The following is a 25,121-nucleotide window of genomic DNA, read 5'->3' as shown; positions in this document are numbered from 1 at the left end:
ATGGTGGTGGGACGGGCTTTCGCTGACCAGCTCCGATGGCAACGGCACTGTCGCTGACCACTGTCGCGCGACGGCCGGATGCAGACGGCGCGACCTAGCCGCAGGTGGCGGCAAGCACGGCTCGGTGTCGCAGTGCGACTCGACCGACGCACGCGGCGTGCGGACGGCTGGGAGTCGGCTGCGCGACTCAACCGAGGTGGCGGCGAGCGCATGGCTGCGTGTCGGCGCGTGGACGATTGGCCTCGACTGCGCCGCCTAGCCACTGTCGGCCGCGTGTGGACGGCTGAATGTCGACGCGTGACTTGGCTGGAGCGCACTGCGCGTGGACGATTCACCGTCGACGGTGCCACCCAGCCAAAGTTGGCCGCGTGTGGACGGCTCAGTGTCGACGCGCGACGCGGCCGAAGCGCACAGCGCGCGAACTACTGGGCGTCGGCAGCGCGCCCCAGTCGAAGGTGGCGGCTGGTATCGGGGCGAGCGACTCGCCCGAAGCGCGTGGCGTGCGCACGGTTAGGCGTCGAAGGCGCGACGCAGCCACAACTGGCCGAGCATGAACAGCCGGATGCCGCCACGACTCAGCCGAAGTCGTCGGCGAAAGCGCTGTCCGAACGGTCGCCGCTCACCCGCGAGCAAGCCGTGACCTCATAGGATCGCCTCCACTCTGGACTCGAGCCGAGCTCCAGGCCATGTCACCGCCTCACTCCTCATCAGACGTAGCCACGACTCTCCACCGCATCACCTCCCGATCGATCCCGCAGCCGAAACACTAAGCGTCACCTTCACCGGCCAGTGGCTCCGTCAGCCACCTCCCGTAGCAAGTCCGCGTGCCCGTTGTGCCGCGCATACTCCGCGATCATCGACAGCAGCATCCACCGCAGCGAGAACGGCTCTCCCGTGGTCTTCCCGATCCCCTGCGCGTCCAGCGAAGGCGCCGCCGCCACGATCTCGCGGCTCCGGGCGCACTCCTCGCGCCACACAGCCAGTGCCTCGTCGAAATCCCCGTCCAGGCGGTCGAAGTCCTGGTTCGGGTCGTCGTCCGAGTAGTGCAGCAGCGGGACGTCCTCGCCGGCGAACTGGATGCGGAACCACCATCGTTCGCAGCCCGCCAGGTGTCGGACCAGGCCGTGGAGCGACATTGTGGACGGCGGCACCGTGCGCGCCGACACGGCTTCCTGGCTCAGGCCCGCGCACTTCAGCGCCAGGGTTTCGCGGTGCCACTCCAGATAGGCCAGCAGCGTCGAGCGTTCGTCGGCGACGCGGGGGATGGGCGGGCGGTCGCTTTCGGCCACCTTGGACAGATGCTTCGGGGTCGTTGTCATGAGACGAGCGTCTCACCCGCCACCGACAATTTTCGGCGCCATCCCGTCGCATCGGGTGCACGGGACACCGTCCGCGCGCAGCAGTGGGCTAGACCACATGGCGGGGGCGGGTAGCCGCAGAATCCGTTCCTGTCGATGCGGAATTCAGGTGAATTCCGGTGTTGATCAGCACACTCAGGCACGGTTTCCGGACGGTGTTGTCGCTCCGTCAGAGGTATCGTGATCGGCATTCCGGGGATTAATCTTCTCGGCGGCCCGTGAACGCCCGCTCCACCGAACAGCGGATGCTTCGCGGGGCCGGACGCACTAATGAAACGGTGAATACAGCGCCATGGTCGGAGCGAGTGTGCCGATGGTCGAGTTGTCGATGTACAGCCACGCCGGTGGTCAACTCGACCGGCTGTGCCGGGCAGTGGGATTCGATCCCGAAGAACGCCGTCACCTGGAACTTCTCCGGTTGTTGCTCGGGGAGTCCGGGGAAATGACCGTCGACGCTCCGGCGCAGTTCCCGTGCAATGTGGCGGACGACACTACGCCGGTGGAATTCTCGGTCGCATTCGACGCCAATGGCGAATGTGTGGTACGGGTTCTCGGCGAGACCGTCGGGGCTCCGGACCCGCGCTCCTTCCTCGCTCAGGTGGCGGGCGAATACGGCCTGGTCACCGACCGGCTCGACGCGGTGGCCGACCTCTTCCTCCCGCACGAGGAGCGCCGCGGGCCGTTCACGCTCTGGTACTCGTTGATCTTCCGCAACGGCGCCGCGCCGAAGATCAAGGTGTACCTGAACCCGCAGATCAGCGGGTCGACCATGGCGGATTCCCTGGTCAGCGAGGGGTTCCGGCGGCTGAATCTCGGCGAGGCGTTCGACCCGGTGGTCGAGCACGCGCTGCGCCGCGGCGAGCGCGACAACTTCACCTTCTTCGCGCTCGACCTCGACGACGACCCGCTGTCCCGGGTCAAGGTCTACGTCTCGCACGACGCCGCCGAGACCGAGGACGCGGTGCGCGCGGCGGAGCTGGTGCCGGGCACGGACCCGATGCTGATCCGGGAGTTCCTCGCCGTGCTCGGCGGCGGAAAAGGTCCGTTCGAAGGTCGCCCGCTGGTTTCCAGTTATTCATTTGTCGAGGGTATGGGCGGCACCCCGGGAAACTACAGTCTTTACCTCCCGATTCGGAGTTACGTGCCCGACGACGAGGTGGCCCGCGCGCGCGTGCACGCCATTCTCGCGCAATACGACTTCGACCCGACACAACTGGACAAAGCGCTGGCAGCGGTTTCGGAAAGGCCGCTGCGCGACGGCGTCGGGCTGATCGCGCACGTGTCGCTGAGAATGGGCGAGTTCGGCTCCGGAATCACCGTCTACCTGTCCTCCGAGGCTTATGCGGTAGCGCCGCCGAGAAAGCGGCCGGTGCTCGGCCGGATGACCTGACGCGGTAGTTTTCGGCTGTCACCCACAACTGGAGGAAATACCCTGATGCGGACCTTCCCGCCGTACCGCTCCCAAGTCGTCGCCGAAATTCCGGTCACCACGCGTGCCGAGCGGGAACAAGCACTCGCCGCGGCGGGTTACAACGCCTTCAACCTGCCCGCGAACAAGGTCAGCATCGACCTGCTCACCGACTCCGGCACCGGCGCGGTCTCGACCCGGCAGGAGGCCGCCGCGGCCGCCGCGGACCGCTCCTACGCCGGGTCGGACTCGTTCTACCGCTTCCGCGACGCGCTGAGCGACCTCACCGGATACCCGCATCTCCTGCCGGTGCACCAGGGCCGCGCGGCCGAGCGCGTGCTGTTCTCCAGCGTGCTCGAAAGCGGCCGGATCTCGGTCAGCAACACGCACTTCGACACCACCCGCGCGAACGTCGAACTGCTCGGCGCCGAGGCGATCGACCTGCCCTGCGCGGAGTTCGGCGACCTCGACAGCCTCGAACCATTCAAGGGCAACATCGACCTGGACGCCCTGGAACGCCTGCTGACCGGCCCGGACGGCAACCGCGTCGGCCAGGTCCTGCTCACCATCACCAACAACGGCGGCGGCGGACAGCCCGTCTCGATGGCGAACCTGGCCGCGGCGGCGAAGCTCGCGCGGAAGCACGGCGTGCCGGTTTTCCTTGACGCAGCACGGTTCGCGGAGAACGCGTGGCTGGTCATCCAACGCGAGCCGGGCTACGCGGACAAGACGCCGCGCGAGGTCGCGCGAGAGGCGTTCGGCCTGGTCGACGGCTGTGTCGCGAGCCTGAAGAAGGACGGCATCTCGCCGATGGGCGCGTTCATCGGCCTGACCGACCCGGACCTCGCCCAGACCTGCGAAACCAATCTGATCGCCACCGAAGGCTTCCGCACCTACGGCGGGCTCGCGGCGCACGACCTCGACCGCGTCGCGAAGGGCCTTCAGGAAGTCGTCGACCCGCACTACCTCGCCGCGCGCGCGGGCGAGGCGGCTCGGCTCGCGAGGCAGGCCAACGAGGCCGGAGTGGACATCGTGCAGCCGCCGGGCATCCACGCGCTCTACCTCAACGCAGGACGCCTGCTCCCGCATCTGTCCGCCTCGCGGTTCCCGGGCCACTCGCTGGCCTGCGAGTTGTACCTGGCGGGCGGAATCCGGTGCGTGGAACTGGGTTCGCTCTACCTCGGCACGCTCGACGAGCAGAACGAGCTGATCACCCCAGCCCCGTTCGAACTGGTCCGGATGGCGCTGCCGCGGCGCGTCTACAGCCAGGGCCACTACGACTACGTGGCCGAAATCCTCGGCGACATCGCGAAAAACCCGGAGCAGGTGCCCGGCTACCGGATCGTGGAAGCGCCGAAGATCCTGCGGCACTTCAATCTCCGGATGACCCCGGTGCACTGAGGACAGACGAACGAGGGGGCTCCCCGCGCCGGGAACCCCCTCGCTGGTCGGAAAACCCGGCTCAGGCGGGTTGCGGAACCACCGTCATCGCGTGCTTCACCAGCCGGATCAGCGCGATCTTGCTCGAATCCCGCTGCCGCGCGTCGCACATCACGATCGGCACGCCGTCGGGCACCACGAGCGCCTCGCGGATCTCGTCGGCGGTGTAGCGCGGCGCGTTGTCGAAGCAGTTCACCGCCACGACGAACGGGATCTTCCGCCGCTCGAAGAAGTCGACCGCCGCGAAGCTGGTCTCCAGCCGGCGCGTGTCGACCAGCACGACGGTGCCGATCGCGCCGCGCGCCAGGTCGTCCCACATGAACCAGAACCGTTCCTGGCCAGGGGTGCCGAACAGGTAGAGCACGTGCCGCGGCGAGATGGTGATCCGGCCGAAGTCGAGGGCGACCGTGGTGGTCTTCTTCTGTTCCACGCCGGAAAGGTCGTCGACGCCGGTGCTCGCCTCGGTGAGCACCTCCTCGGTGGACAGCGGCGGGATTTCGCTGACCGAGGCGACCATGGTGGTCTTCCCGGCGCCGAACCCGCCCGCGACGATGATCTTGACCGGGGTCGGCACCGACGCCGCGGCGTCTTCAGAGCTTGATGAGGCCATCGAGAACCGCCTGGAGAGTTTCGTGGTCCGGCACCTGGGCCGGCTGACGGGACGGGGCGCGGGTGATGACGAGACCGCGGTCGATCAGGTCCCCGCACAGCACGCGCACGACGCCGAGCGGCAGCTTCACGTACACCGCGATCTCGGCCACCGACAAGGGTCTGCGGCACAGCTGCGTGATCGCCAGGTGCTCCGGGCCGAGCCCGACCGGGTCCGATCCCTGCTGCAGGGTCATCACCTGGGTGGAAAGGTCGAGCTGGTGTTCGGACGGGGTCCGTCCGCTCGTGATCGTGTACGGCCGGACCAGGGGTCCGGCGGCCTCGTCGTACCAGCCGTCGTCGCTCATGTCGCCTCCCGCAGCAGGTTCGCGGCCTCGCGCGGCGCCGACGCCAGGTAGTCGCCGACGCGCTTGACCAGCCGGTTCATCTCGTACGCGATCATTTCGACATCGATGTCCGCGCCGGCGAGCACGGCGAGGCACGCGCCCTGCCCCGCCGCCGAGACGAACAGGTACCCGCGTTCCATCTCGATCATGTTCTGCAGCACCGGCCCGCGGTTGAACTGCCTGCTCACCCCTTTGGCGAGGCTCTGCAGGCTCGACGCGATGGCCGAGAGCTGGTCCGAGTCGTCCTTGCTCATCCCGGACGACTTGCCGAGCAGCAGGCCGTCGGCGGACAGCACGATGGCGTTCTGCGCGCCGACGACGCGGTTGACGACGTCGTCGAGCAGCCAATTGAGATCAGGGGTGGAATTCCCGTACTCGTTCATGCGGACAGACCCTGACTTTCGGTGTGGTGAGGTGTTCGGTCGTTATGAGTCATTTTGCCCGCCTCGCGCCCGGCGGGTGCCCTTGTGGAACGCCATCAGCGTCCGCGCGGTGGTCTCGCCCGCGTTGGTCACGTCCGCCTCGGCGGCGGCGTCCGGGTCGTCGTGCAGCTGGGCGACGAGGTTCTGCTGCGGCTGCCGGCGCGGGAGCCGGGGCCGGTCGTCGCCCTGCAGCCCGCTGAGGTCCGGTTCGGCGGCGCGCGGCGCGGCCGGGACGTCCGGGATCTGGCCCGCGGACGGGGGATACGGCTCCGGGGTGCGCGGGCTCGGCGTCGGAAGCGGACGGGCCGGGTACGGCCGTGGCGTCGGCTGCGGAGCCTCCGGGACCGAGCGCTGGACGGCGCTTTCCTGCGCGGGCGCGCCGACCTGGGCCAGCGCCGGGGCCTCGTCCGCGGGTTCGGGCGCGTTCGCGTCGGCGAGGTGGTTCGACGGGATCAGCACGGTCGCCCGGGTGCCGCCGTACCGCGACGGGTCGAAGGTGACCGTGATGCCGAGCCGCGAAGCCAGCCGCGCGACCACGAACAGGCCGAGGCTGGAGTCCGCGCGCAGTGCCATCGCGTCGAATTCGGGCGCGTCGGCCATCATCGCGTTAGCCCACTCGCGCACGCCCTCCTTCATGCCCAGCCCCTGGTCGGACACGTCGACCACGACGCCGCGCGCGACCATCCGGCTGGTCACCTCGACCTGCGAACCCGGCGGGGAGAACGACGTCGCGTTGTCGACCAGCTCGGCGACGAGGTGAATGGTGTCGGCGACCGCGGTGCCGACGATCGCGACGTCCGGCACCTGCTCGACCTGCACCCGCGAGTACTGCTCGGTTTCCGAGACGGCCGCGCGCAGCACCTCCATCAGCGAAACCGGTTTGCGCCAGCGCCGTCCGGGCTGCTTGCCGCCGAGGATGATCAGGTTCTCGGTGGTCCGCCGGGCACGCGCGGCGAGGTGGTCGAGCTGGAATAGCGAAGCCAGCTGGGTCGAGTTCTCTTCGCGGCTTTCCATTTCGTCCAAGATCTGCAGCTGCCGGTGCACCAGCACCTGGTTGCGGTGGGCGATGCCGAGGAACACGTTGTGCACACCGCTGCGCGCCTTCGCCTCGCTCGCGGCCGCGTTGACCGCGGTCAGCTGCGCGGTGTTGAAGGCCTCGGCCACCTGGCCGATCTCGTCCCGGCCGTGGTCCAGCTTCGGCAGCTCGGCCTCGATGTCCACCGGATCGCCGCTCTTGAGCCTGCGGACGATGTTCGGCAGCCGGTTGCGCGCCAGGTCGAGCGAGTCGTTGCGCAGCCGCTCGAGGCGCGTCATCAGCGTCCGGTCGACGAGCGAGCGCGACACCCGCACCGCGACGATGATCGCGGCCAGCGAGGCGAGCAGGGCCACGATGCTGCCGATGATCGCGTTGCGCAGCTGCGCGTTCCCGGAGTCGATCGCGGCGGCGGAAACCTGGTCGGCCTGTTCGATGGTGAGCTGGTTCAGACCTTGCGCGACCTGCGCGGTCAGCGCGTGCCAGTCGCCCGCCGATACCGGGACGTTGTTCTGGTCGCCGCTGGTCCACGGGCCGTGTTTGATCAGCGAGTCCTCGGCCGCGTTGAGCCGTTTCCACGCGTCGCTCGTCGAAAGCTGCTGATAGTGCTGGCGCACAGCCGGTTCGAGGAACGGCGAGATCTGCGCCAGCTGCGTGCGGTAGTAGCCGACCAGCTGGGAGAACTGGACGAAGTCGTCCGGCGCGAAGGTGCCGCCGGAGAACGCGGCCGACACCAGCGACGTTTCGCGCGACATCAGGTCGCCCGCGCGGAACAGCGAGGTCGCCGAGATCGCGCCCTGCACCGCGGTCGCGTCGGGGACGATGCGCGCCTGGGTGTCGAACAGCGTCGCCGCCGAGTCGAGGACGCCGTTGTAGTAGGAGTTGACCTGCGCGCGGTTGATGCTGCGGAAGTTGACCTGCGAGCGCAGCACCGGCAGCTGGTCGAGCTGCGCCTTCAGCGCGGTGACCTTGCCGGCGATCTCGTCCGGCGCGCTGGAAATGGTGGCGGCGAAGGCGTCCTGCAGACCCTTCAGCTTGCCGTCGCTGTCCTGCTCCTGTTGCTGCAGCTGCTGCGGGCCGGAACTGGGGCTGTCGAGGTACTGCAGGGCGAGCTGGCGTTCCTGCTGCAGCGACGACAGCGCGGTGAGCGCGGGGATCGAAACGTCACGCACCGAGCCCGCGACGAGCCGCACGTACAAGCCGTTGATGAAGAAGGCCGTCGCCAGCACCGCCCACAGCACGAGCAGGGTGATGCTCGGGATCAGGACCGTCCGGGTCAGCCTCTTCCGGATCGACTTGTCGTACGCCTTGCCGGGATCGTCCTTGTTCTCCACGATGATTCACGAACTCCTGGGTCACCCTCGGCGAGAGTGCGGACACGGCCGGGGAAGCGGACACGCCAGTGGGTGCGAGTGGTCCTCGTCACGGAAATCTCGGATACACCCTTCGTAGGCCCACCGAACGGAACAGCCCCGGTTTCTATCACGAACGGGGGCCTCGTGGTGCCGCTGAACGTGCGGCCGAACGCGCTCTTGACGCCGGTTACCGACGGTAGCGGCGGGTTCCCCCGGCGTTTCCCGAGGCCCTGGCCCTGACTGCGAATTCCGGACCAACGGGCTGGGCTGAATGAGTGATTCAAAAAGTGTCCGGACACTCAGTCGAGGTTCCGTGTGGCGGAACTGTCGGCGAATTGACTTGTCGACAGTTGCTGTCCACAGTGGACTAATGACTGACCCCGCGGCGTCGGGCCGAGGAACGGAAGCAGTTCGATGCCGTCCTGAAGCGCGGCGAGGGTGCGCAGGACTCCGGCGCCGCCGGTGGCGACGTCGGCGGACAGTCGTAGCAGGCGAGTGCCGGGGAAGGCAAGGCCGCCGCGGAACGGGACCGCGTACCAGGAAAGCCGCGTCAGGTGCCGGTCGATCGCGTCCTGCGTGCGCCGGTCCGGCGTGCTGCTGAAGGCCAGTCCGGCGGCGAGTCCGCAGCGGCCGTTCAGCAGTCCGGGATGGAGCGCGAACTCCCCGCGGCACGCGACGCGCAGTGCGGGCAGGCTGCGCGCGGCCTTCGCGTCGAAGCGGTATCGCGCCAGTTGTTCGGTGACGATCAGGATTCCGGCGCTGCCGATTCCCGCCCCGCGGCGCGAACCGCGGTTGCCGTCGCGGACCGGCAGCGAGCCGTCCAGCGCCGGGACGCATTCCTCCAGGTCGCGTTCGAGTGCTTGATCGGCGAACGACAGCCAGGCCGGTTCGCCGGTGCGTTCGTAGAGCCGCAGAAACAGCAGCGCCGGGCCGGACCAGCCGTACAGAAGCCCGGCTCGCGCGCTCGCTCCCGGCGGTTCCGCGGTGTCCAGTGCCTCGGCGAGCCGGATGCCGATGTTCAGTGCCTGCCTGCCGAATTCGTTGTCGCCGCGGGTCGCGGCGAAGTGCAGCCGGGTCAGGCCGACGCCGGCCAGCCCGCTCGCGAGATCGTGGCCGACGGTCTGGTCCACCAGCGCGCGCGAGGCGGCGAGGAGATCGGCCGCGGCCTTCCGGTAGCCGAATTCCTCCAGCACGTATGCGATTCCGTGACTGCCGTCGTAGAAACCCGCGCGGCTGGGCTGTTCTCCCTCGATCGCGTCGAGCAGCCACTGCTCGTGCTCGGGGAACCGGCCGACGCCCGCGACGTGCAGCGAGTGCAGCGCGCCCGCCGCGCCGGTGCCGAAGGTCGCGCCGCCGACGCGGAACTGCTCGATGTCGCCGGGGAACAGGCGATCCCGCCGATCCGGGGTCGCGCACGCGAGCAGGGCTTCGGCGATCTGCTTGCGCACCAGGGTCCAATCGGGGCGGGGTTCGTCGAGTTCGGTGTGCGCGGGCTCGGTGTGCGGCGCGATGCTGTCGGCGTAGCCGACGGGCAGCGAGAACCGGCGTTCGGTGAGCTCAGCCGCCCAGCGGAGGCGTTCCGGCACCAGGTGGTAGAGCGGGGCCAGCGGCAGGAAGAGGCGCAGCCGCAGGGCGGTTTCGTCGCGGTCGAAGCCGGTCAGCGACACCGTGCCGGAGCTGTCGACCAGGATGTTCCGCGGGTTTTCGAGCACGACGCCTCGTTCGGCGGCTTCGGCGACGATCCGGTCGACCTGCGCCACCACGGACAACGCCTGCCTGCGGTAGGCGGCGAGGTCGGCTTCGGGGCAGTCGCGGCGGGTGAGCGGGTAATGCCGGGTGAGCCAGACGTCCAGCGGCAGGCCTTGCCGGTACTCCCGCACCAGGTAGTGCCGCTGTCCCGCCAGGTAGGTGTGGGTCTTCGGGATGCCGGGGATTCCGGCGAGCCGCTCGAAAAGGTCGTGTTTGCGCTCCAGTCGCGCGACCGCGTCGACGCCGTCGCCGTCCAGTCCGGTGTAGGGCCAGGCCTCCTCGACGAGCACCTGCTCGCCACCGCGTTCGGCCAGGTAGACGGCGGTGCCGTGGGCTTGGCGGAGCACCTCGGCGACCCGGTGCGGCGGCATCGGCGCGTCGGTGTACTCCGCGACGCAGTCGGGGATCCGGACCCAGTTCGGCGCGGAGAACTCCGGGCCCCGCGGCGCGGGTTCGAGCGCGCTGCTCGGCCTGCGCAACGCGGGCACGCGAGCGCCGCCGTGCTCGGTCCACAGAGGCGTGAATCCGCCGTAATGCACGTGAATAGGGCATTCTCCACAGCGAAGCGCGCCGTCAATATCCGGTCCGGGCTCGCCGGTGAGGAGTTCGGAAAGATCGTCGAGGATCCGTTCGAGGGCGTTATTGTCGGGAGGATAAATAGTGGCCAGTGCACCGGTTCCGCCGGTCGTCGGATATTCGGCATTGCGGTCGAGGAAAATCGACCGGGAACGCAGATGCCGGTGGTGCAGCCCGGCGGTCCGGCAGTACTCGCGGACGCGGTCCAGTACCCGGTCGGCATTGCCGGGCGCGGCGGAAATCTCCACGGCCCAGCCCTGTTCCGGCAAAACGGCTCCGACGGGGTGGAGGTAATGCCAGTGTCCGTGGTCCTCGGCAGTCCATTGTGGACTGTAGGGCGGGGCGGCCAGGTCGTCGGCGGATATTTCCCGTCGGCGGTCGAAGAACCACGGATCGGCGAGGCAGAATGCCTCGTGCCGGACGTTCATGAAAGTGGATCCTTCCGCGTGTGCGCTTCTCCGGTTCTCCGGCGACGGAAACCATTCCCGCACAGCTTCGCCGTCGCGCCAATCCGCCATTTCAGCGTTCGGCCGACCCGAGCGGGGCGAGGATAAAACCGGCGGTGACGAACCGAGAGTGAGTTGCCGTCGCCCGGTCGAGCGGGATTTCCGTGGCATTCGGGAATTGACGGAATGCCAGCGACCCGTTCCGGTGAACGTGGCCCCGGCCACGCCGTCGGCCCCTCGCCCGTCCGGGGCGGTGAGCCGGGCGGGTACGTTGAGGCCGGCGGGCAGAAGGAGGAACGGGTGATCGTGGGGTTCGCGATAGCGGTCGCTGGATGCGCCGCGCTCGTCGCGCTGTGGAGTTTCGTCCAGGCGGCGCGCAAGAAACTCCCGGACACCCCGCTGCTCGTCGCGCTCGCGGTGATCGAGGTGCTGCTGGTCGCCCAGCTCGTGATCGGGATCGTGCTGCTCGCGAGCGGGCACCACCCGGGCAGCCTCGCGACCTACCTCGCCTACCTGATCGGCTGCCTCGTCGTGCTGCCGGTCGGCGCGGCGTGGGCGCTTGCCGAGCAGAGCCGGTCGAGCACGGTCGTGCTCGGCATCGCCTGCCTGGCCATTCCGGTGATGGTGCTGCGACTGAACGAGGTGTGGAGTGGAGCAAGCGCGTAAGACGGCCACCGGCCCCGGCCGGATCCTGGTCGCGGTGTACGCCATCTTCGCGCTCGCCGCGACGTCGCGGGCGGGCGTCCAGATCGGCACGAAATTCCACGAGGCGCCGCTGGCGTACGTGCTGTCGGCCTTCGCCGCGGTGGTCTACATCCTGGCGACGATCGCGCTCGCGCGCGGCGGCCGGACGTGGTGGCGGATCGCGCTCGCCGCGTGCACCGTCGAACTGCTGGGCGTGCTGACCGTCGGCACCCTGAGCATTTTCGACCGGCAGGCGTTCCCGGACGCCACGGTCTGGTCGGTGTACGGACAGGGGTACCTGTTCATCCCGCTGGTGCTCCCGGTGATCGGCCTGTACTGGCTGCGCCGGACCCGGATCGCCGGCTGAGGAACAGTACGCGGAACTGTCCGTAGCGGCGGCGGCAGCGGAAGAACAGGTGGTCCCCGGCTACTTTCGCCGGTTCTGGTTCCTGGGCGACGCCCTGATGATCGGGGTTCCCCGTCCCCACCGGAACCGCGGCGACGAAGCCGCAGAAACGAGAGACCATGCGTTTGCGCACCTGTTTACTCGTGCTCGCTACCGCGCTTGGCCTGGCCGGATTCGCCGGAGAGGCCGCCGCTGCCAGCGGACCGGCCTCGACCCCGGCGATCATCGGCGGCGGTTACGCCTCCAACGCCCCGTGGGCCGCGCGGCTGTTCGTGAACGGGCAGCAGAACTGCACGGCCACGATCATCGCGCCGCAGTACATCCTCACCGCGAAGCACTGCGTCGCCTCCAGCGGCACCTACACCTTCCGCATCGGCAGCCTCGACCAGAGCAGCGGCGGCACGATGGCCACCGGCGCCGCGATCACGCGCTACCCGGGCGCTGCTGACCTGGCCATCGTCCGGTTGTCCAGCTCGGTGAACGCGACGTACTCGCCGCTCGGCACCTCGACCGACGTCCGCGCCGGGCAGACCGTGCAGGTGTACGGCTGGGGCGCGACGAGCCGCTGCGGTTCGGAGATCAACTGCCAGTCGCGGTACCTGAAGGTGGCCAACGTGCGCGTCACGACGCCGTCGTGCAGCGACTACGAAGGCGGCGTCGCGGTGTGCGCGACGTACGGCGACGGCATCACCGCGGGCGGCGACTCGGGCGGCCCGATGTTCGCGTCCGGACGGCAGGTGGGCGTCGCGTCGACCAGCGACCGGCAGAGCAGCACCGCGTACACCAACATCACGCGGTACCGCAGCTGGATCTCGCAGTTCGCGGGCGTCTGAGTTTTCCGACGTCTGATTTTGTCGGTGGTCCGGCCTAGTGTTGGGAGTGCGCACCGATTCCGTTGCGCGGAGGAGGAGAACATGCCCGACAAGCTGATCCCGGGGCCGGACCACCCGATCACCGTTGAGCCCAACCCCGCGCGGGTGGTGGTCAAGGCAGGCGAGAAGACCATCGCCGACACCACCCGCGCGCAGGTGCTGCGCGAGGCCAGCTATCCGCCGGTGCAGTACATCCCGTTGGAAGATGTCGACTTGGCGATGCTGTCGCCCACTGAGCACCGCACGCACTGCCCGTACAAGGGCGACGCTTCCTACTACAGCCTCGCCGCGGTGCCGGACGGCGAGAACGCGGTGTGGGTGTACGAGGCTCCGTACGACGCGGTGGCTGCGATCAAGGGGCACGTCGCGTTCTATCCGGATCGGGTGGAGATCGAGGAGGTCGGTTGAGGGGTGCTTGGCTTGGCTCGTCGCTGATCCTGGTTCGCTGACCTCGTGCGCTGCTGATGCGGGATTGGCGCTGATCCGGCACGCTCCGCGTGCGAGAGATCCGAGTTCTTCGTCGCTCGCGGCGAGGTGCGGCTCAGCAGTCCGGTGCTGGGCTGCGGTGCGGTGCTGATTGGCGCTTGAGTGCGGCTCGGCGGTTCAGCGGCGTGGTGCTGAGCCGCGGCGCGGTGTTGAGCTGTGGTGTGGTGCGGCTCGGTGGTTCAGTGCGGCGCAGCGGTGCGTGCTGATCATTGGGTCGGCGCGGCGCGGTGCCGCGGTGTGGTGCTGATTGGCGCTTGGGTGCGGCTCGGCGGTTTGGTGCTGAGCTGCGGTGCGGTTCGGTGGTTTGGTGCGGCGCAGCGGTGCGTGCTGGTCATTGGGTCGGCGCGGCACCGCGGTGTGGTGCGGCTCGGCGGTTCAGCGCGGCTCAGCGGTGCGTGCGGTTCAGCGGTCCACTTCGAGCCAGGACGCCTCTCCTGCTTGGTGCAGTGCGTTCCACAGCAGGTTGAGGGGATGGCTGTCCGGGTACGAGGACCGTTCGCCGCGTCGGGCGAACACGCCGACGAGGAGTTCGAGCTTCGGCTCGATGTCGTCGACGAGGCCGATGGTGCGCAATCCGGAGGCGGCGTGCAGGCGGTTTTCGCCTGCGGCTTCGCCGAGTCCTTGGGTGACGAGCATGCAGCCGCGGATCAAGCCCGAGCGGAGCAGTTCGAATCCGTATTGCGCGGAGTCGATCTCGGCGACGATGTCGAGCCGGTTGCGGTAGTCGGAGCCGAACCAGCCGCGCATAAAGTCGTTGATCACGCCGCCGCTGGGCACGACGAGCGGGAGCGTCGGCAATTGGCTGGTGGCGACGGACTCGCCGGGTTTCGGAGTGTCCATATTGGTCACGATGCCGAGTCCGCTGCGCCGCCATTCGAGCACGTCGACGGAGTCGAGCGCGCTGGTCGTGACCACGCTGCCGCACACCAGGTCCACGTCCTTGGCCAGCAACCGGTCGATCAGGTCCTTGGTGCGCACGTGCACCACGTTGAGTTCGATGTCGCGGGCGCGGAACTGCTCGGCCACGAGATCGCCGGCGTGGGCGAGGCTGCCGAGGGTGTAGCGAGTCGCGCCGACGGTGAGCGTTCCGCCGAGTTCGCGGCGGCATTCGTGAATGGTGTCCAGCCATTCGGTGAGCGTGCGGCGCGCTTGCTGAGCGACGGCGCGTCCGGTGTCGGTGAAAAGAACGTCGCGGCCGCGTCCCTGGCGGTGCAACAATGGTTCACCGCACAATTCCGAGAAATTGCGGTTGAGAGTGTCGAGTTGTTTTTGCACACTGGACTGGTCGCGGCCGAGCGTGCGGGCCGCGGCGAGGGCGGTGCCGGTTTCCGCGACCGTGATCAGCGTGCGCAACTGGTCGAACGTCGTGTCGAGCAGGGCAGGCGACGAGCGCAGGAGCCTGCTGAGCACGTTGAACGACGGCGACCGGAACGGGCTGGGTGCGGACATCGGGCAGGGCTCGCCTTCTCATTCTCTTCGCGGACGTCGGAGAGCCTAACGCGGCGTTCCTGATCTCGCGGCCAGTTAAAAAAATCTGTAGATAATATCGGTGAACCAGTGGACGGCGCAAGCAGTCGGCGGGAAACTCCGTGACGCTTGATTCGATTGCTGATCCAAGGAGTTCGACAGAAGTGAGTTCGTACAGTTCCACCGGTGCGCGCCGTTCGCGCACCCTGACCGTCGGCGGAGGGTTGGGGTTGCTCGGCGCGCTCAGCGGACTGCTGTGGGGTGCGATGGTGCTGGTGCAGGGCGAGAGCCTGATCCGCCCGGCCGTGCAGGAATACTTGCAGACCGAAGGCCGCGACCTGGCCTCGAGCGGTCTGCTCACGGTCGACGACCTGACCGGAATCGCCATGCCGTCGTTCACCACCCGCGCGGCGATCTGGCTGGTCATCGGCGTGGTGACCCTGGGGTCGGCCGCGATGGTGCTCGCCGCGCACAACTGGGCCCGAGTGGTGCTGACGGTGTTCGCGGTCTTCGGCATCGGCCTGGGCCTGCGTGACCTGATCGACGTGAACCCGGCTCTGCTGAACGCCTTCGACGCCATCGCGGTCGTGAGCCTGCTGGCGGTGCTCGTCGTGCAGTGGCTGCCCGGGGCCAACCGGGCGGTGCGGGCGCGCAAGAACGCGGTGATCGCACGGAAGGCCGCGGCGTTCGCGGTCTGATGGGTTCTTGACGGTTTTGCGGTCGGCACGTCTGAGGGGTCGTGCCGCCCGGAAAGCCGATCCGCCAAACGCGTCCGGAGGGCGGCTGTGTCGGGGGCAGCCGTAGAGGGCGGCCGTGTTGGGGCGGCGTTTCACAGACCGGCGTTTCCGGCAGATCCGTTTGAGGGGACGGATGCCGGGGAGCGCCGACGTCCTCGAGGGGAGTGCCGTACGAGGGGGAGTTCCGCCTCGCCGCGTGACAGCGGCGAGGCGGGACCGTCAAGGACGTACTGGCGTTCGCGCTCGTCTTCTCAGCACAATTTGTTCAGCCCAGCAGCGCTAAGACAGCGCCCGCTTCCACACTTCGGCGGCGCAGCAGCACAGCTCGCTCGGCTTCACCGCGGCCGGATCTAGCAGGCACTGCAGCGCGATGCCGCGGAGTTGCCCGACGATGGCCACGGCGATCTGCTCGGGATCGACATCGGCGCGGATGGTGCCCTCGGCGATGCCCGCGGTGATCTCCTGGCGCAGGTCGTCGCGGAAGGCGTTGTCGCGTTCGCGGAAGATCGGGGCGAGTTCGCGCGAGGTCATCGATTCCGCCCACAGCACCAGGAACGCCCGGCTCAGTACGTCAGGGTCGCTGAGCCGGGACAGGTAGCCGTCGATGAGTCGCAGCAGCCGGTCCAGGCCGGGTGGCAGGGTGTCCAAGCCGGGGACGAAACCGGTCTGCGTGGTGCGGGCGAGTTGTTCCAGCAGCGCTTGTTTCCCGCCGAAGTGGTGGGTGACCAGGCCGCGGCTGTACCCGGCCCGCTCGCCGACGCGCGCCAAGGTCACGGCGCGTACGCCTTCCTCGACGACCAACTCCGCGGCGGCTTCCAGCAAAGCGGCCGACGCCTGGTCTCGGCGTTCCTGCTGCGTGCGGCGCGGCGTGGTCACGGGAAGAAACTCTACAACATACTTGCCAGCTGACAAGCAAGTATGCGTAGAGTGGGAGCGACGAAGAGGGAGGAAGTCCGATGACCGCAGTGTTTGTCCACGGCAATCCCGAAACCGCCGCGGTGTGGGAGCCCCTGCTTGCCGAACTGGGCGACCGGTCGACCGTGTGCCTGTCTCCGCCCGGATTCGGCGCGCCGTGGCCGGAGGGGTTCGGCGCGACGGCCGTCGAGTACCGCGACTGGCTGATCGCCGAACTGGAGAAGTTCCCCGAACCGGTCGACCTGGTCGGGCACGACTGGGGTGGCGCGCACGTTCTCAACGCCGTCATGGCTCGTCCGGAATTGGTGCGCACCTGGGCCAGTGACACTGCCGGCGCGTTCGACCCGGATTACGTCTGGCACGACCTCGCGCAGGTGTGGCAGAAACCGGGCGTCGGCGAGGAAGCCGTCGCGGCGATGTTCGGGGCACCGGTGGAAGCCCGGGCCGCGCGCCTGGTCAGCGGTGGCATGCACGAGGCGGTGGCGGCCAAGGTCGCCGAGGGGATGAACGACGACATGGCCCGCGCGGTGCTTCCGCTCTACCGGTCCGCGGCGCAGCCCGCGCTCGCGGAGTCCGGCCGGAATCTCGGACGCGCGGCGGAGCGCCCGGGGCTCGTAGTGCTGGCGACCGAGGACCACTACGTCGGGACGGACGAGCAGCGCCGCCGTTCGGCCGAGCGGGCCGGGGCGAAGGTCGCGGTGCTGGAGGGGCTCGGGCACTGGTGGATGACGCAGGACCCGGTCCAGGGCGCGCGGGTACTCACGGAGTTCTGGGACTCGTCCAAATAGGACAGTTCAGGCCCGCGCGACGAGATGGAACACCCGGCTGAGCCGCCGGTACGGATCTCGTCGCGCGGCCTCCAGTTCGACCTCCGCGATCTCGCCGATCCGGCTCTCGTCGACGTCCAGGTCCATCCAGTCGGCGAACAGCCAAACCCCGTACCACGCAAGCGGTTCGGCTCCCTGCCCGACGAGCAGCTGCGACAGTCCCGCGACCGTGTCGGCACGCGTGTCCACCCCGAGGACGCCCCGCTCACCCTGTGCGTCGAACGCCGTCAGCGCGTCGCTCCACCGTCCTTCCAGCGCGGGGAGGACGGCCAGTGTCTCGGCGTTGAGCGCCATCACCGAGACGACCCCGCCCGGTGCCGCGCAGGCGCACAGCGCGTCGATCATCGGCACGGGATCGTCCACATACATCAGCACGCCGTGGCACAGCACCGCGTCGAATTTCTGGCCCGCGACCGCCGTGACGGCGTCCTCGCCGCGGCCGCGCACCAACTGGACGCGCTCGCGAACCTCAGCCGATTCCGAAGCGAGACGCTGCTCCGCCTTCGACAGCATCGCATCGGAAGAATCCAGCAGGACGACGTCGTAACCTAGGCGTGCCAAGGGGAAAGACTGATGCCCGGCCCCGCCGCCGACGTCGAGCACGGTCGCCGGTGGCGGAGGCAGGTGTGCCAGGAGCTGCTGGTGCAGGACGTACGTGCGCACTCGGCCTTTGACGGTCGCGTACGCGCCTTCCACGAACGGACTCGCCAGCGCGGCCCAGGCGTCGGTCTCCATGCCGTTCATAGTGCGCCCGGACCGAGAGTGATGCGCGTCACATAAAGTCCATGTCCAGAACCCGCCCGCGCCTCCGACCACTCCGCGAAAGACCCCGAAACCACGAGGAGCAAGACGATGAAGTTCCTGATCAGCCTGCACATCAACCAGTCCGTCCTCGACGCGCTGACCGAAGAGGAGAAGGAAGCCCTCGGCAACGGCGTCACCGCGTTCATGGAGTCGACGAAGAAGTCCGGCGAACTGATCGCCGCCCAGGCCCTCGCCGACCCGTCGCAGGCCGCGGTCGTGTCGGTCCGCAACGGGCAGCCGGTGGTGACCGACGGGCCGTTTCTCGAGTCCAAGGAGTTCCTCGGCGGCTACTACATGATCGACGTCGAGAGCAAGGAACGCGCGATCGAGCTGGCCGCGCAGGTTCCGGACGCCGCGATCGAAGGGCTCGGCGTCGAGGTGCGCCAGGTGATGTTCTCGGAAGGACAATTGGACGCGTGACCACCCCATCCGTCGAGGACCTGCTGCGCGAACTCGTGCCGCAGGTTCTTGGCGTGCTGGTGCGCCGGTACGGCCAGTTCGAGGGCTGCGAGGACGCTGTGCAGGAGGCGGTCCTCGCGGCTTCTCAGCAATGGCCGGTCGAAGGCGTGCCGGACAATCCGCGCGGCTGGCTGTCGACGGTCGCGTCCCGGCGCTATGTCGACCAGCTGCGCAGCGACCTGGCGCGCCGCGAGCGGGAGCTGGCGAACGCCGCCGAAGCCGCGCCCGAGGTGCCGGACACCGACGACACGCTGCTCCTGCTGTTCATGTGCTGCCATCCGGCGCTGACCCCGGCGTCGCAGACCGCGTTGACCCTGCGTGCGGTCGGCGGTCTGACGACGGCCGAGATCGCCCGCGCGTTCCTGGTACCGGAGGGCACGATGGCTGCCCGGATCAGCCGTGCCAAACAGCGGATCAAGGCGGCGGGCAGTTCGTTCCCGAGCTCGGAGGAACCGGAGCGGCTGAATGTCGTGCTGCAGGTGCTGTACCTGATTTTCAACGAGGGCTACACCGCGTCGTCCGGCTCCGATCTGCATCGCGCTGACCTGGCGTACGAGGCGATCCGGCTGGCCAGGATGGTGCACGACCGGCTGCCGGACGACAGCGAGGTGACCGGTCTGCTCGCGTTGATGCTGCTGACGCACGCGCGCCGGACGGCCCGCACGACACCGTCCGGCGACCTGGTCCCGCTGGCCGATCAAGACCGCACGACGTGGGACCGCGCCATGCTTGACGAGGGCACTGAGCTGGCGAAAGCGTCGCTGGCGGGTTCGGAGCTCGGTCCGTACCAGCTGCAGGCGGCCATCGCCGCGACACACGCCGACGCGGCGACCGCGGACGAGACCAACTGGCGGCAGGTGCACGCGCTTTACCTGATCCTGGAACGGATCGCGCCCAATCCGGTGGTGACGTTGAACCGGGCGATCGCGCTCGCCGAAACCGAGGGCCCGCGCGCCGGGCTCGCCCTCTTGTCCACATTGGACGCTGAGGAGCGGATAGCCCGGCATCACCGGTTGCTGTCGGTGCGGGCGCATTTGCTGGAGAAAGCCGGGGATCTGCCTGGCGCGTACGAGAACTACCGGCTGGCCGCGAAGGCGACGGCGAGTATCGCGGAGAAGCGTTATCTGGAATCCCGGGCCGCCAAGGTACGCGAGTGAATTCTCCGTGCCCGGGCTCGCGGGCCGGTCGCGAAGTCGAGTAGGTTGCGCTGCGTGTCCCGGACGTCTGCGAGCGTGCCTGACGAGGTCATGCGCGGCTCGATCGTGGACCGGCTGTTCGCCCGCGCCGGCGACGAACGGCCGTTGTTCACCCACCAAGAGCACACTCGTGGCGTCGAGCACACGCTGTCGTGGGCGGAATTCGCCGCCAAAGTCCGGATCGTGGCCGGGGAATTGCGCCGGGTCGCGGAACCGGGCGAGCGCGTCGCGATCCTCGCCGGACAGGAACTCGCTTATCCGCTGGCGTTTTTCGGCGCGCTCGCCGCCGGAATGGTCGCGGTTCCGTTGATGCTGCCGGGCAATCGCGCGCAGGCCGACCGGCTTTCCGGGGTCCTCGCCGATTCCGGTGCGCGCGTGTGGGCGACGTCGTCGGCGGTCGCGGCGAAGGTGCGCGAGTTCAGCGATCCCGGCGACCTCGTGGTGGTGGACGAGCTGTCCGGACCGGGCGTCGACCCGGTTCGCGTGGATCCGGAGAGCCCCGCCTACCTGCAGTACACGTCGGGGTCGACGCGCGAACCGGCGGGCGCGGTGATCCCGCACCGGGCGATCGTCGCGGCTTGCTGGCAGGCGAGCCAGGCCTACGACTCGGACGAGCAGACGACCTGTGCCGGCTGGATCCCGTTCTTCCACGACATGGGCCTGATCCAGCTGCTGTGCCTGCCCGTTTACGTCGGCGGCCGGTCGGTGTTCATGTCGCCGGCGGAGTTCGTGCACCGGCCGCAGCGGTGGCTGCGCCAGCTCGCGGACTATCCGGCCGTCTTCACCGCGGCCCCGAATTTCGCCTACGACCTCGCCGCCGACGTCGGCGCGGAGGACGACCTCGACCTCTCGGACGTCCGGGTCGCGCTCAACGGAGCCGAACCCGTCCGGCCGCGCACGGTCGAGCGGTTCCACGAGGTGTTCGGCCCGCGCGGGTTCCGCGCCGAGGCGCATCGGCCGTCGTACGGGCTGGCCGAGGCCACGGTCTACGTCGCGAGCGCGGGCGAGGAAGGGCCGCGCGGCGCGGTGCTCGACCGGGAGGCGCTTGCCCAGGGCCGCGCCGTCGAAACGCCGGACGGCCAGCCGGTGATGTCGGTGGGACGGCCGGTCGGGCAGCTCGTCCGGATCGTCCACGACGGACACGAGCAGCCCGAGGGCGAGGTCGGCGAGATCTGGGTGCACGGCCCGAACGTCGCGTCCGGCTACTGGGGCCGCGGCGACGCGGACTCGTTCGGCGGGGTCCTCGACGGGCTCGACGGCTGGCTGCGCACCGGCGACCTGGGCGTGTTCCACCGCGGCGACCTCTACGTCACCGGCCGGCTCAAGGACCTGATCGTCGTCGACGGCCGCAACTTCCACCCGCAGGACCTCGAGGCGGCGGCGGGCGAGGCGCACCCGGCGATCCGGCGCGACCGGGTCGCCGCGTTCGGCGTCGCAGACGACCAGGGCGAGGGCGCGATGGTGGTCGCGGAATGGGTGCGCGGAGCGGAAGCCGAGGTCAAGGACGTGACCCGGGCCGTGCTGCGAGCGGTGTCGAGGGAGCACGATCTCACGCTCCGTGCGGTACACCTGGTCCCTTCTGGCGGACTTCCGCGCACTTCCAGCGGAAAGGTCGCCCGGTCGGCCGCCAAGGCGCGTTACGGTGGCGTCCGTGGGTGATCACTGCGCCGAGGTCACGAAGGTCGTCAGCGACACCTTCCGGCTCGACCCGGCCCTCGTCGTGCCCGACGCTCCGCTCGAGGAGCTCGGCATCGACTCGAAGGGCCGGATCCGGCTTCTCGCCGCGCTGGAGATCTACTACGACGTGTCGATCGATCTGGACGAGCTCGATCGGTTCACCGATGTGGAATCCGTGGCGGACGTGCTCGCGGAGGCCCTGACAGCTTGCCGAGCTGAGGAGAAGCACTGAAATGAGCGGTGGGGGCGGGTACACCGCGACAACCGAAGCGTTGTCGAAGGCGTCGAAGAAGATCGGCGACCTGGCGGAAAAGCTGCTTGACGACAATCCGGACCTCGAAACCTCCGAGCTGACCAAGGAGAAGTTCGGCCGGGTGCACCAAGCGCACGCCGACAAGTACCTCGAGGGAACCAAACAGCTGTGGGGCGCGCTCTCCGGCTACAGCAAGGCGCTCGAATCGTTCGGCACGAACATCAGCACCGCCGGGTCTGCCTACGGCACGAACGAGGACAACCAGTCCGGCGCCATCACCAAGACCGGCAACGGCGTCGACGGGATCCTCTGATGGCGGACGAAAACAAGCCGAAGACGTGGCCGGATGTCAAAAAGCTGCTCGACAACTCGGCGGTGCCGCCGGAGCTGAAGGACGGCCTGCTCCGGGCGTGGGTCCACGAGCATCCGCATCCCGAAGGCGACGAGGGCCAGGACGTCGCGAAGTACATCAAGTCGTACGGACGCACGTTCATCACCGTTCCGAACAACCCGTTCGCGGCTCCTGGCGGTGCCCCGCCGCTCGAGCAGGTCTATGAAGAGGCCCGGCAAAAAGGCCAGCAGAACAGCTACAACCAGGACGAGAAGAAGAAGGAAGTCGACAAGGGCAAGGGCGAGCTCGACAAGAAGGCCCCGCCCGCCCCCGGTGAGGGCAAGGACGCCGGGGCCACCGGCACGAAGACGTCCGACGAGCTCTTCGACCCCGCGGCGGCCGCGCTGAGGGTGTTCGAGACCTTCGGCGGGCTGCTCGAGAAGCTCCCCGACGACTGCAAGGGCAACACGCGCAAGCTCGACCTCGACAAGGACATCCGCGGTCCGTTCGACGAGCAGCGCGGCATCAGCTTCGAGGGTTTCGTCAACGACGCCATCCATTTCAAGCACGGCTCGGAAACCGTGAAGGCGACGCTGACCGATACCGGAACCGAGCTGGGCACCCTCTTCGGAACCTGGACCGGGGCGGGCGCCGACGCGGCGTCGGACCGGTACAACGAGAGCATCCAGAAGAAGGCGGCGAAGCTGGGGGAGGACCTCAGCCACGCCAGCGAAGCGACGCTGCACACCACGAAGACGCTGTTCGACCTGTGCAAGGGCAAGGCCGACCAGGTCATCGCCCTGTACCGCGATCAGGTCGGCAAGGCCGACTACACGATGGCGCAGAAGGTCATCGCGGTCGCCAACGGCGAGCACGGCAGCGTCGACGACCTGGCCCAGATCGCCGGCTGGATGGACTACAACTTCGGCACCAACCTGGTCGACACCCTCAACGACCAGGGCTGCTGCAACGACGACGAGATCCAGAGCCTCGGCAAGGACCTCGCCAAGCAGTGGATCATGAATCAGTTCAACCCCGACATGTGGGACACCATCTACAAGGGGTTCGAGAAGGCTTGCAAGGACGCCAAGGACCTCGTCGACAAGGCCTACGACGCCCTTGACAAGGAAATGGGCAAGATCAAGAACAAGTTCGAGGGCGCCAAGGACGGCGGGGCAGGCGGAGCCGGCGGCCCGGGCGGTCCCGGCGGTGGTGGTCCTGGCGGTGGGGGTCAGGGTCCCGGTGGGGGCGGTCAGGGTCCTGGCGGCGGCAATTACGGCGGTGGCCAGGGCGGGTCCGGCAACTATGGCGGTGGCCAGGGCGGCACCGGCGGGGGAACCGGCGGCGGTCCTGGCGGCGGATCCGGTTCGGACACGCCGCAGGGTGACCACCCCGGTGGTTCCGGAGGCGGTATCGGGGGCGGATCCGGTTCGGGCGGCGGGTCCGGCAGCGGATCGGGCAGTGGTTCCGGCGGGGGCGGCGGGAAGGTCCCCGACCTGGACGTCCCGTCCGATTCGCCGGGCGGCGGCCCCCTCGGCGGCGGCTCGGGCGGAGGCCCCGGCGGCGGGACTGGCGGCGGCGGTCCGGTGGACGGCCCGCCGATCAAGACCGATCCCGGCGGCTCCGGCGGTTCTGGTTCCGGCGGTTCGTCGGGCTCGGGCGGTTCGGGTTCCGGCGGCGGACAGGACCAGCACCAGGCTGAGGAAGAGGCCAAGCAGCGGGCCGAGCAAGAGGCCAAGCAGAAGGCACAGGCGGAGGCCAAGCAAAAGGCCGAGGCCGCGATGGAGTCGCTGAAGAAGGACGCGCAGGGCAGCCACGGCGGCGGCTCCCTCGGCGGACCCGGCGGCGGCGAACCCGGCTCGACCGGCGGTGACGGCAAGGGTCCGGACGACAAGGTTCCCGGCGACGACAAGACCTCCGGCGACAAGGGCGGCGGCGGTTCACCTGGCGGCGGCGGTCCGGTCGACGGCCCGCCGATCAAGACCGACCCGGCCGACGGCGGTCCCGGCGGCGAAGACGGCAAACCCGGCGAGGACAAGAACCACGACGGCAAACCGGACGACGACGGCAAGGGTCACGACGGCAAGCCGGATGAGGACAAGAACCACGACGGCAAGCCCGACGACGACAAGGGCCATGACGGCAAGCCGGGTGAGGACAAGGACCACGACGGCAAGCCGGACGAGGACGGTCGCGATGTCCTGAAGGTCAAGCAGGGCGACAAGACCTTCGAAATGTCCGAGCCGGACCACGACGGCAAGATGGACATCAAGATCGGCGAGGGCTCCGGGAACGTCAAGGACTTCAAGATCGACTGGTCCGACGACAAGTCCGCGCACGACGGCGGCGACGGCCAGCACGACGACGCCCAGGTCCACCACCCCGGTCCGGACGGCAAGATCCATCTCCGCGACGGCGACACGAAGATCACCGCCGAGCGTCCGGACGGGCCGAACGGGCCGACCGTCGTCACGGTCGACGACGGCAAGGGCAACCCGACGACCTACACGCTCGGCGAGGAAGACCAGAAGCAGGGCATCCACGAGGTCGACCACCGCCCGGACGCACCCGGCGACAGCACCGGACGGCACCACGCGGGCGACGGTCCCGGCGACCACAAGGGACCCGACCACAAGGGACCCGACGGCAACGGGCACGGCGGCGCCTCGCCCAGCAGCAGCCACCCCGGGCGTCCGATCGAGGGCGGGCCAGGTCCGGAGATGTCGCACACGGGCGGCCCGTTCGGCGAACATCCGGCGGGAGGCGGCCCCGGTCCGGTGCACCCCGGCGAGCCAGTTCAGCCGCTGCAGCACGGTGTTCCGAGCGGTGCGCCGGGCCATCCGATCGAGGGCGGCCCCGGTCCGGAGATCTCGCACAGCGGCGGTCCGGGCGTGCCCGCCGGCGCACCGAGCGCTCCGCTGCACGGCGGGCCCGTGGTCGGCGTCGACCACACGCCGGTCGCCGGCACCCAAACCGGCGGCGGGTTCTCGCAGCCGGCGGGCGATCACTCCGGTCAGCCGGGTCAGTCCGGCGGCTCGGGAATGCCTGGCATGGGCGCGATGGGCGGCGGACACGGCGGCGGAGGCGGCGGTGGCGAAACCGAGCGGCGCGCGGCGTATCGCGTGGAGGGCGCGGTCTTCGACAACCTCGGGGAGCCCGCCAGCCGGATCACTGGTTCACTCGACGATGACGACGACGCGCCGATCATCCGGACCAGGTAGGAGG

23 protein-coding genes are annotated in these 25,121 nt (G+C 69.0%); 14 read left to right on the top strand and 9 right to left on the bottom strand.

Going from position 1 to position 25,121, the window contains the following annotated elements; all coding sequences use genetic code 11:
* Positions 1-779: 779 nt before the first annotated feature.
* A complete protein-coding gene (locus DMP23_RS32300; protein ID WP_337823366.1) occupies positions 780-1,319 on the bottom strand; it encodes a DinB family protein in 540 nt (179 codons plus the stop codon).
* A gap of 331 nt (positions 1,320-1,650) precedes the next feature.
* Here DMP23_RS32300 and DMP23_RS32295 point away from each other — a divergent pair, with 331 nt between their 5' ends.
* Together DMP23_RS32295 and DMP23_RS32290 are read left to right on the top strand one after the other, a co-directional pair.
* On the top strand, positions 1,651-2,748 hold the full coding sequence (locus tag DMP23_RS32295) for a tryptophan dimethylallyltransferase family protein (protein WP_238603540.1): 1,098 nt from the start codon (positions 1,651-1,653) through the stop codon (positions 2,746-2,748).
* Between the two features lie 45 nt (positions 2,749-2,793).
* Positions 2,794-4,167 (top strand): tryptophanase, encoded by a 1,374-nt coding sequence (locus tag DMP23_RS32290; protein WP_337823365.1) that lies wholly within the window; start codon positions 2,794-2,796, stop codon positions 4,165-4,167.
* A 61-nt stretch (positions 4,168-4,228) separates the two neighbouring features.
* Here the strand turns inward: DMP23_RS32290 and DMP23_RS32285 are convergent, their stop codons facing one another.
* From DMP23_RS32285 to DMP23_RS32265, 5 genes are all read right to left on the bottom strand, one after another.
* Positions 4,229-4,816 carry a GTP-binding protein gene (locus DMP23_RS32285; RefSeq protein WP_009071593.1) on the bottom strand — a complete coding sequence of 196 codons (588 nt, stop codon included), beginning with the start codon at positions 4,814-4,816 and terminating at the stop codon, positions 4,229-4,231.
* Complete coding sequence (locus tag DMP23_RS32280; protein ID WP_037807351.1) at positions 4,797-5,162, bottom strand: DUF742 domain-containing protein; 366 nt, start codon at positions 5,160-5,162, stop codon at positions 4,797-4,799. Before DMP23_RS32280 ends, DMP23_RS32285 begins: the two co-directional genes overlap by 20 nt.
* Positions 5,159-5,584, bottom strand: a complete 426-nt coding sequence (locus DMP23_RS32275) for a roadblock/LC7 domain-containing protein (protein ID WP_009071597.1) — start codon at positions 5,582-5,584, stop codon at positions 5,159-5,161. The genes DMP23_RS32280 and DMP23_RS32275 overlap by 4 nt, the downstream gene beginning before the upstream one ends.
* A 42-nt stretch (positions 5,585-5,626) precedes the next feature.
* The gene (locus DMP23_RS32270; RefSeq protein WP_037807353.1) at positions 5,627-7,990 is read right to left on the bottom strand and encodes a nitrate- and nitrite sensing domain-containing protein; all 2,364 of its coding nucleotides are present in this window, start codon (positions 7,988-7,990) and stop codon (positions 5,627-5,629) included.
* Positions 7,991-8,310: 320 nt separating this feature from the next.
* The gene (locus DMP23_RS32265; RefSeq protein WP_337823364.1) at positions 8,311-10,764 is read right to left on the bottom strand and encodes a class III lanthionine synthetase LanKC N-terminal domain-containing protein; all 2,454 of its coding nucleotides are present in this window, start codon (positions 10,762-10,764) and stop codon (positions 8,311-8,313) included.
* 318 nt (positions 10,765-11,082) lie between these two features.
* Between DMP23_RS32265 and DMP23_RS32260 the strand changes: the two genes are divergently transcribed.
* The 4 genes from DMP23_RS32260 (at position 11,083) to DMP23_RS32245 (ending at position 13,152) form a co-directional block, all read left to right on the top strand.
* Positions 11,083-11,448: a hypothetical protein gene (locus tag DMP23_RS32260; RefSeq protein WP_037807356.1), complete on the top strand. Its 366-nt coding sequence runs from the start codon at positions 11,083-11,085 to the stop codon at positions 11,446-11,448.
* 22 nt (positions 11,449-11,470) lie between these two features.
* On the top strand, positions 11,471-11,833 hold the full coding sequence (locus DMP23_RS32255; protein ID WP_134664139.1) for a hypothetical protein: 363 nt from the start codon (positions 11,471-11,473) through the stop codon (positions 11,831-11,833).
* A gap of 158 nt (positions 11,834-11,991) precedes the next feature.
* Positions 11,992-12,705 (top strand): S1 family peptidase, encoded by a 714-nt coding sequence (locus DMP23_RS32250; protein ID WP_337823363.1) that lies wholly within the window; start codon positions 11,992-11,994, stop codon positions 12,703-12,705.
* A gap of 81 nt (positions 12,706-12,786) precedes the next feature.
* Entirely contained in the window at positions 12,787-13,152 is a 366-nt protein-coding gene (locus DMP23_RS32245; protein ID WP_037807362.1) for a DUF427 domain-containing protein, read from the top strand.
* 480 nt (positions 13,153-13,632) lie between these two features.
* Here DMP23_RS32245 and DMP23_RS32240 read toward each other — a convergent pair whose 3' ends face one another.
* Positions 13,633-14,679, bottom strand: a complete 1,047-nt coding sequence (locus tag DMP23_RS32240) for a LysR family transcriptional regulator (RefSeq protein WP_037807364.1) — start codon at positions 14,677-14,679, stop codon at positions 13,633-13,635.
* Positions 14,680-14,861: 182 nt separating this feature from the next.
* Between DMP23_RS32240 and DMP23_RS32235 the strand changes: the two genes are divergently transcribed.
* Positions 14,862-15,395 carry a hypothetical protein gene (locus DMP23_RS32235; protein ID WP_337823362.1) on the top strand — a complete coding sequence of 178 codons (534 nt, stop codon included), beginning with the start codon at positions 14,862-14,864 and terminating at the stop codon, positions 15,393-15,395.
* A gap of 318 nt (positions 15,396-15,713) precedes the next feature.
* Here the strand turns inward: DMP23_RS32235 and DMP23_RS32230 are convergent, their stop codons facing one another.
* Positions 15,714-16,310, bottom strand: a complete 597-nt coding sequence (locus DMP23_RS32230) for a TetR/AcrR family transcriptional regulator (protein ID WP_337823361.1) — start codon at positions 16,308-16,310, stop codon at positions 15,714-15,716.
* Positions 16,311-16,390: 80 nt separating this feature from the next.
* On the opposite strand from DMP23_RS32230, the gene DMP23_RS32225 reads away from it, so the two are divergent.
* On the top strand, positions 16,391-17,137 hold the full coding sequence (locus tag DMP23_RS32225; protein ID WP_337823360.1) for an alpha/beta fold hydrolase: 747 nt from the start codon (positions 16,391-16,393) through the stop codon (positions 17,135-17,137).
* Between the two features lie 6 nt (positions 17,138-17,143).
* Here DMP23_RS32225 and DMP23_RS32220 read toward each other — a convergent pair whose 3' ends face one another.
* Entirely contained in the window at positions 17,144-17,911 is a 768-nt protein-coding gene (locus tag DMP23_RS32220) for a methyltransferase (protein WP_337823359.1), read from the bottom strand.
* Between the two features lie 117 nt (positions 17,912-18,028).
* On the opposite strand from DMP23_RS32220, the gene DMP23_RS32215 reads away from it, so the two are divergent.
* The 6 genes from DMP23_RS32215 (at position 18,029) to DMP23_RS32190 (ending at position 25,117) form a co-directional block, all read left to right on the top strand.
* Entirely contained in the window at positions 18,029-18,400 is a 372-nt protein-coding gene (locus tag DMP23_RS32215; RefSeq protein WP_037807377.1) for a YciI family protein, read from the top strand.
* Positions 18,397-19,596 carry an RNA polymerase sigma factor gene (locus DMP23_RS32210; RefSeq protein WP_337823358.1) on the top strand — a complete coding sequence of 400 codons (1,200 nt, stop codon included), beginning with the start codon at positions 18,397-18,399 and terminating at the stop codon, positions 19,594-19,596. The genes DMP23_RS32215 and DMP23_RS32210 overlap by 4 nt, the downstream gene beginning before the upstream one ends.
* Before the next feature lie 90 nt (positions 19,597-19,686).
* Positions 19,687-21,294, top strand: coding sequence for a fatty acyl-AMP ligase (locus DMP23_RS32205; protein ID WP_337824468.1), 1,608 nt, complete (start codon positions 19,687-19,689; stop codon positions 21,292-21,294).
* Positions 21,287-21,544 (top strand): acyl carrier protein, encoded by a 258-nt coding sequence (locus DMP23_RS32200; protein WP_037807706.1) that lies wholly within the window; start codon positions 21,287-21,289, stop codon positions 21,542-21,544. Before DMP23_RS32205 ends, DMP23_RS32200 begins: the two co-directional genes overlap by 8 nt.
* A gap of 1 nt (position 21,545) precedes the next feature.
* The gene (locus DMP23_RS32195; RefSeq protein WP_037807383.1) at positions 21,546-21,878 is read left to right on the top strand and encodes a hypothetical protein; all 333 of its coding nucleotides are present in this window, start codon (positions 21,546-21,548) and stop codon (positions 21,876-21,878) included.
* The gene (locus DMP23_RS32190; RefSeq protein WP_337823357.1) at positions 21,878-25,117 is read left to right on the top strand and encodes a WXG100 family type VII secretion target; all 3,240 of its coding nucleotides are present in this window, start codon (positions 21,878-21,880) and stop codon (positions 25,115-25,117) included. The genes DMP23_RS32195 and DMP23_RS32190 overlap by 1 nt, the downstream gene beginning before the upstream one ends.
* The last annotated feature ends 4 nt before the right edge of the window (positions 25,118-25,121 follow it).

Source organism: Amycolatopsis sp. A1MSW2902 (genome assembly GCF_017312175.1).
In the GTDB taxonomy this organism is placed as follows: domain Bacteria; phylum Actinomycetota; class Actinomycetes; order Mycobacteriales; family Pseudonocardiaceae; genus Amycolatopsis; species Amycolatopsis nivea.
Note: the sequence above shows the minus strand (reverse complement) of the source record. Positions and strands in the feature narration are given on the sequence as shown.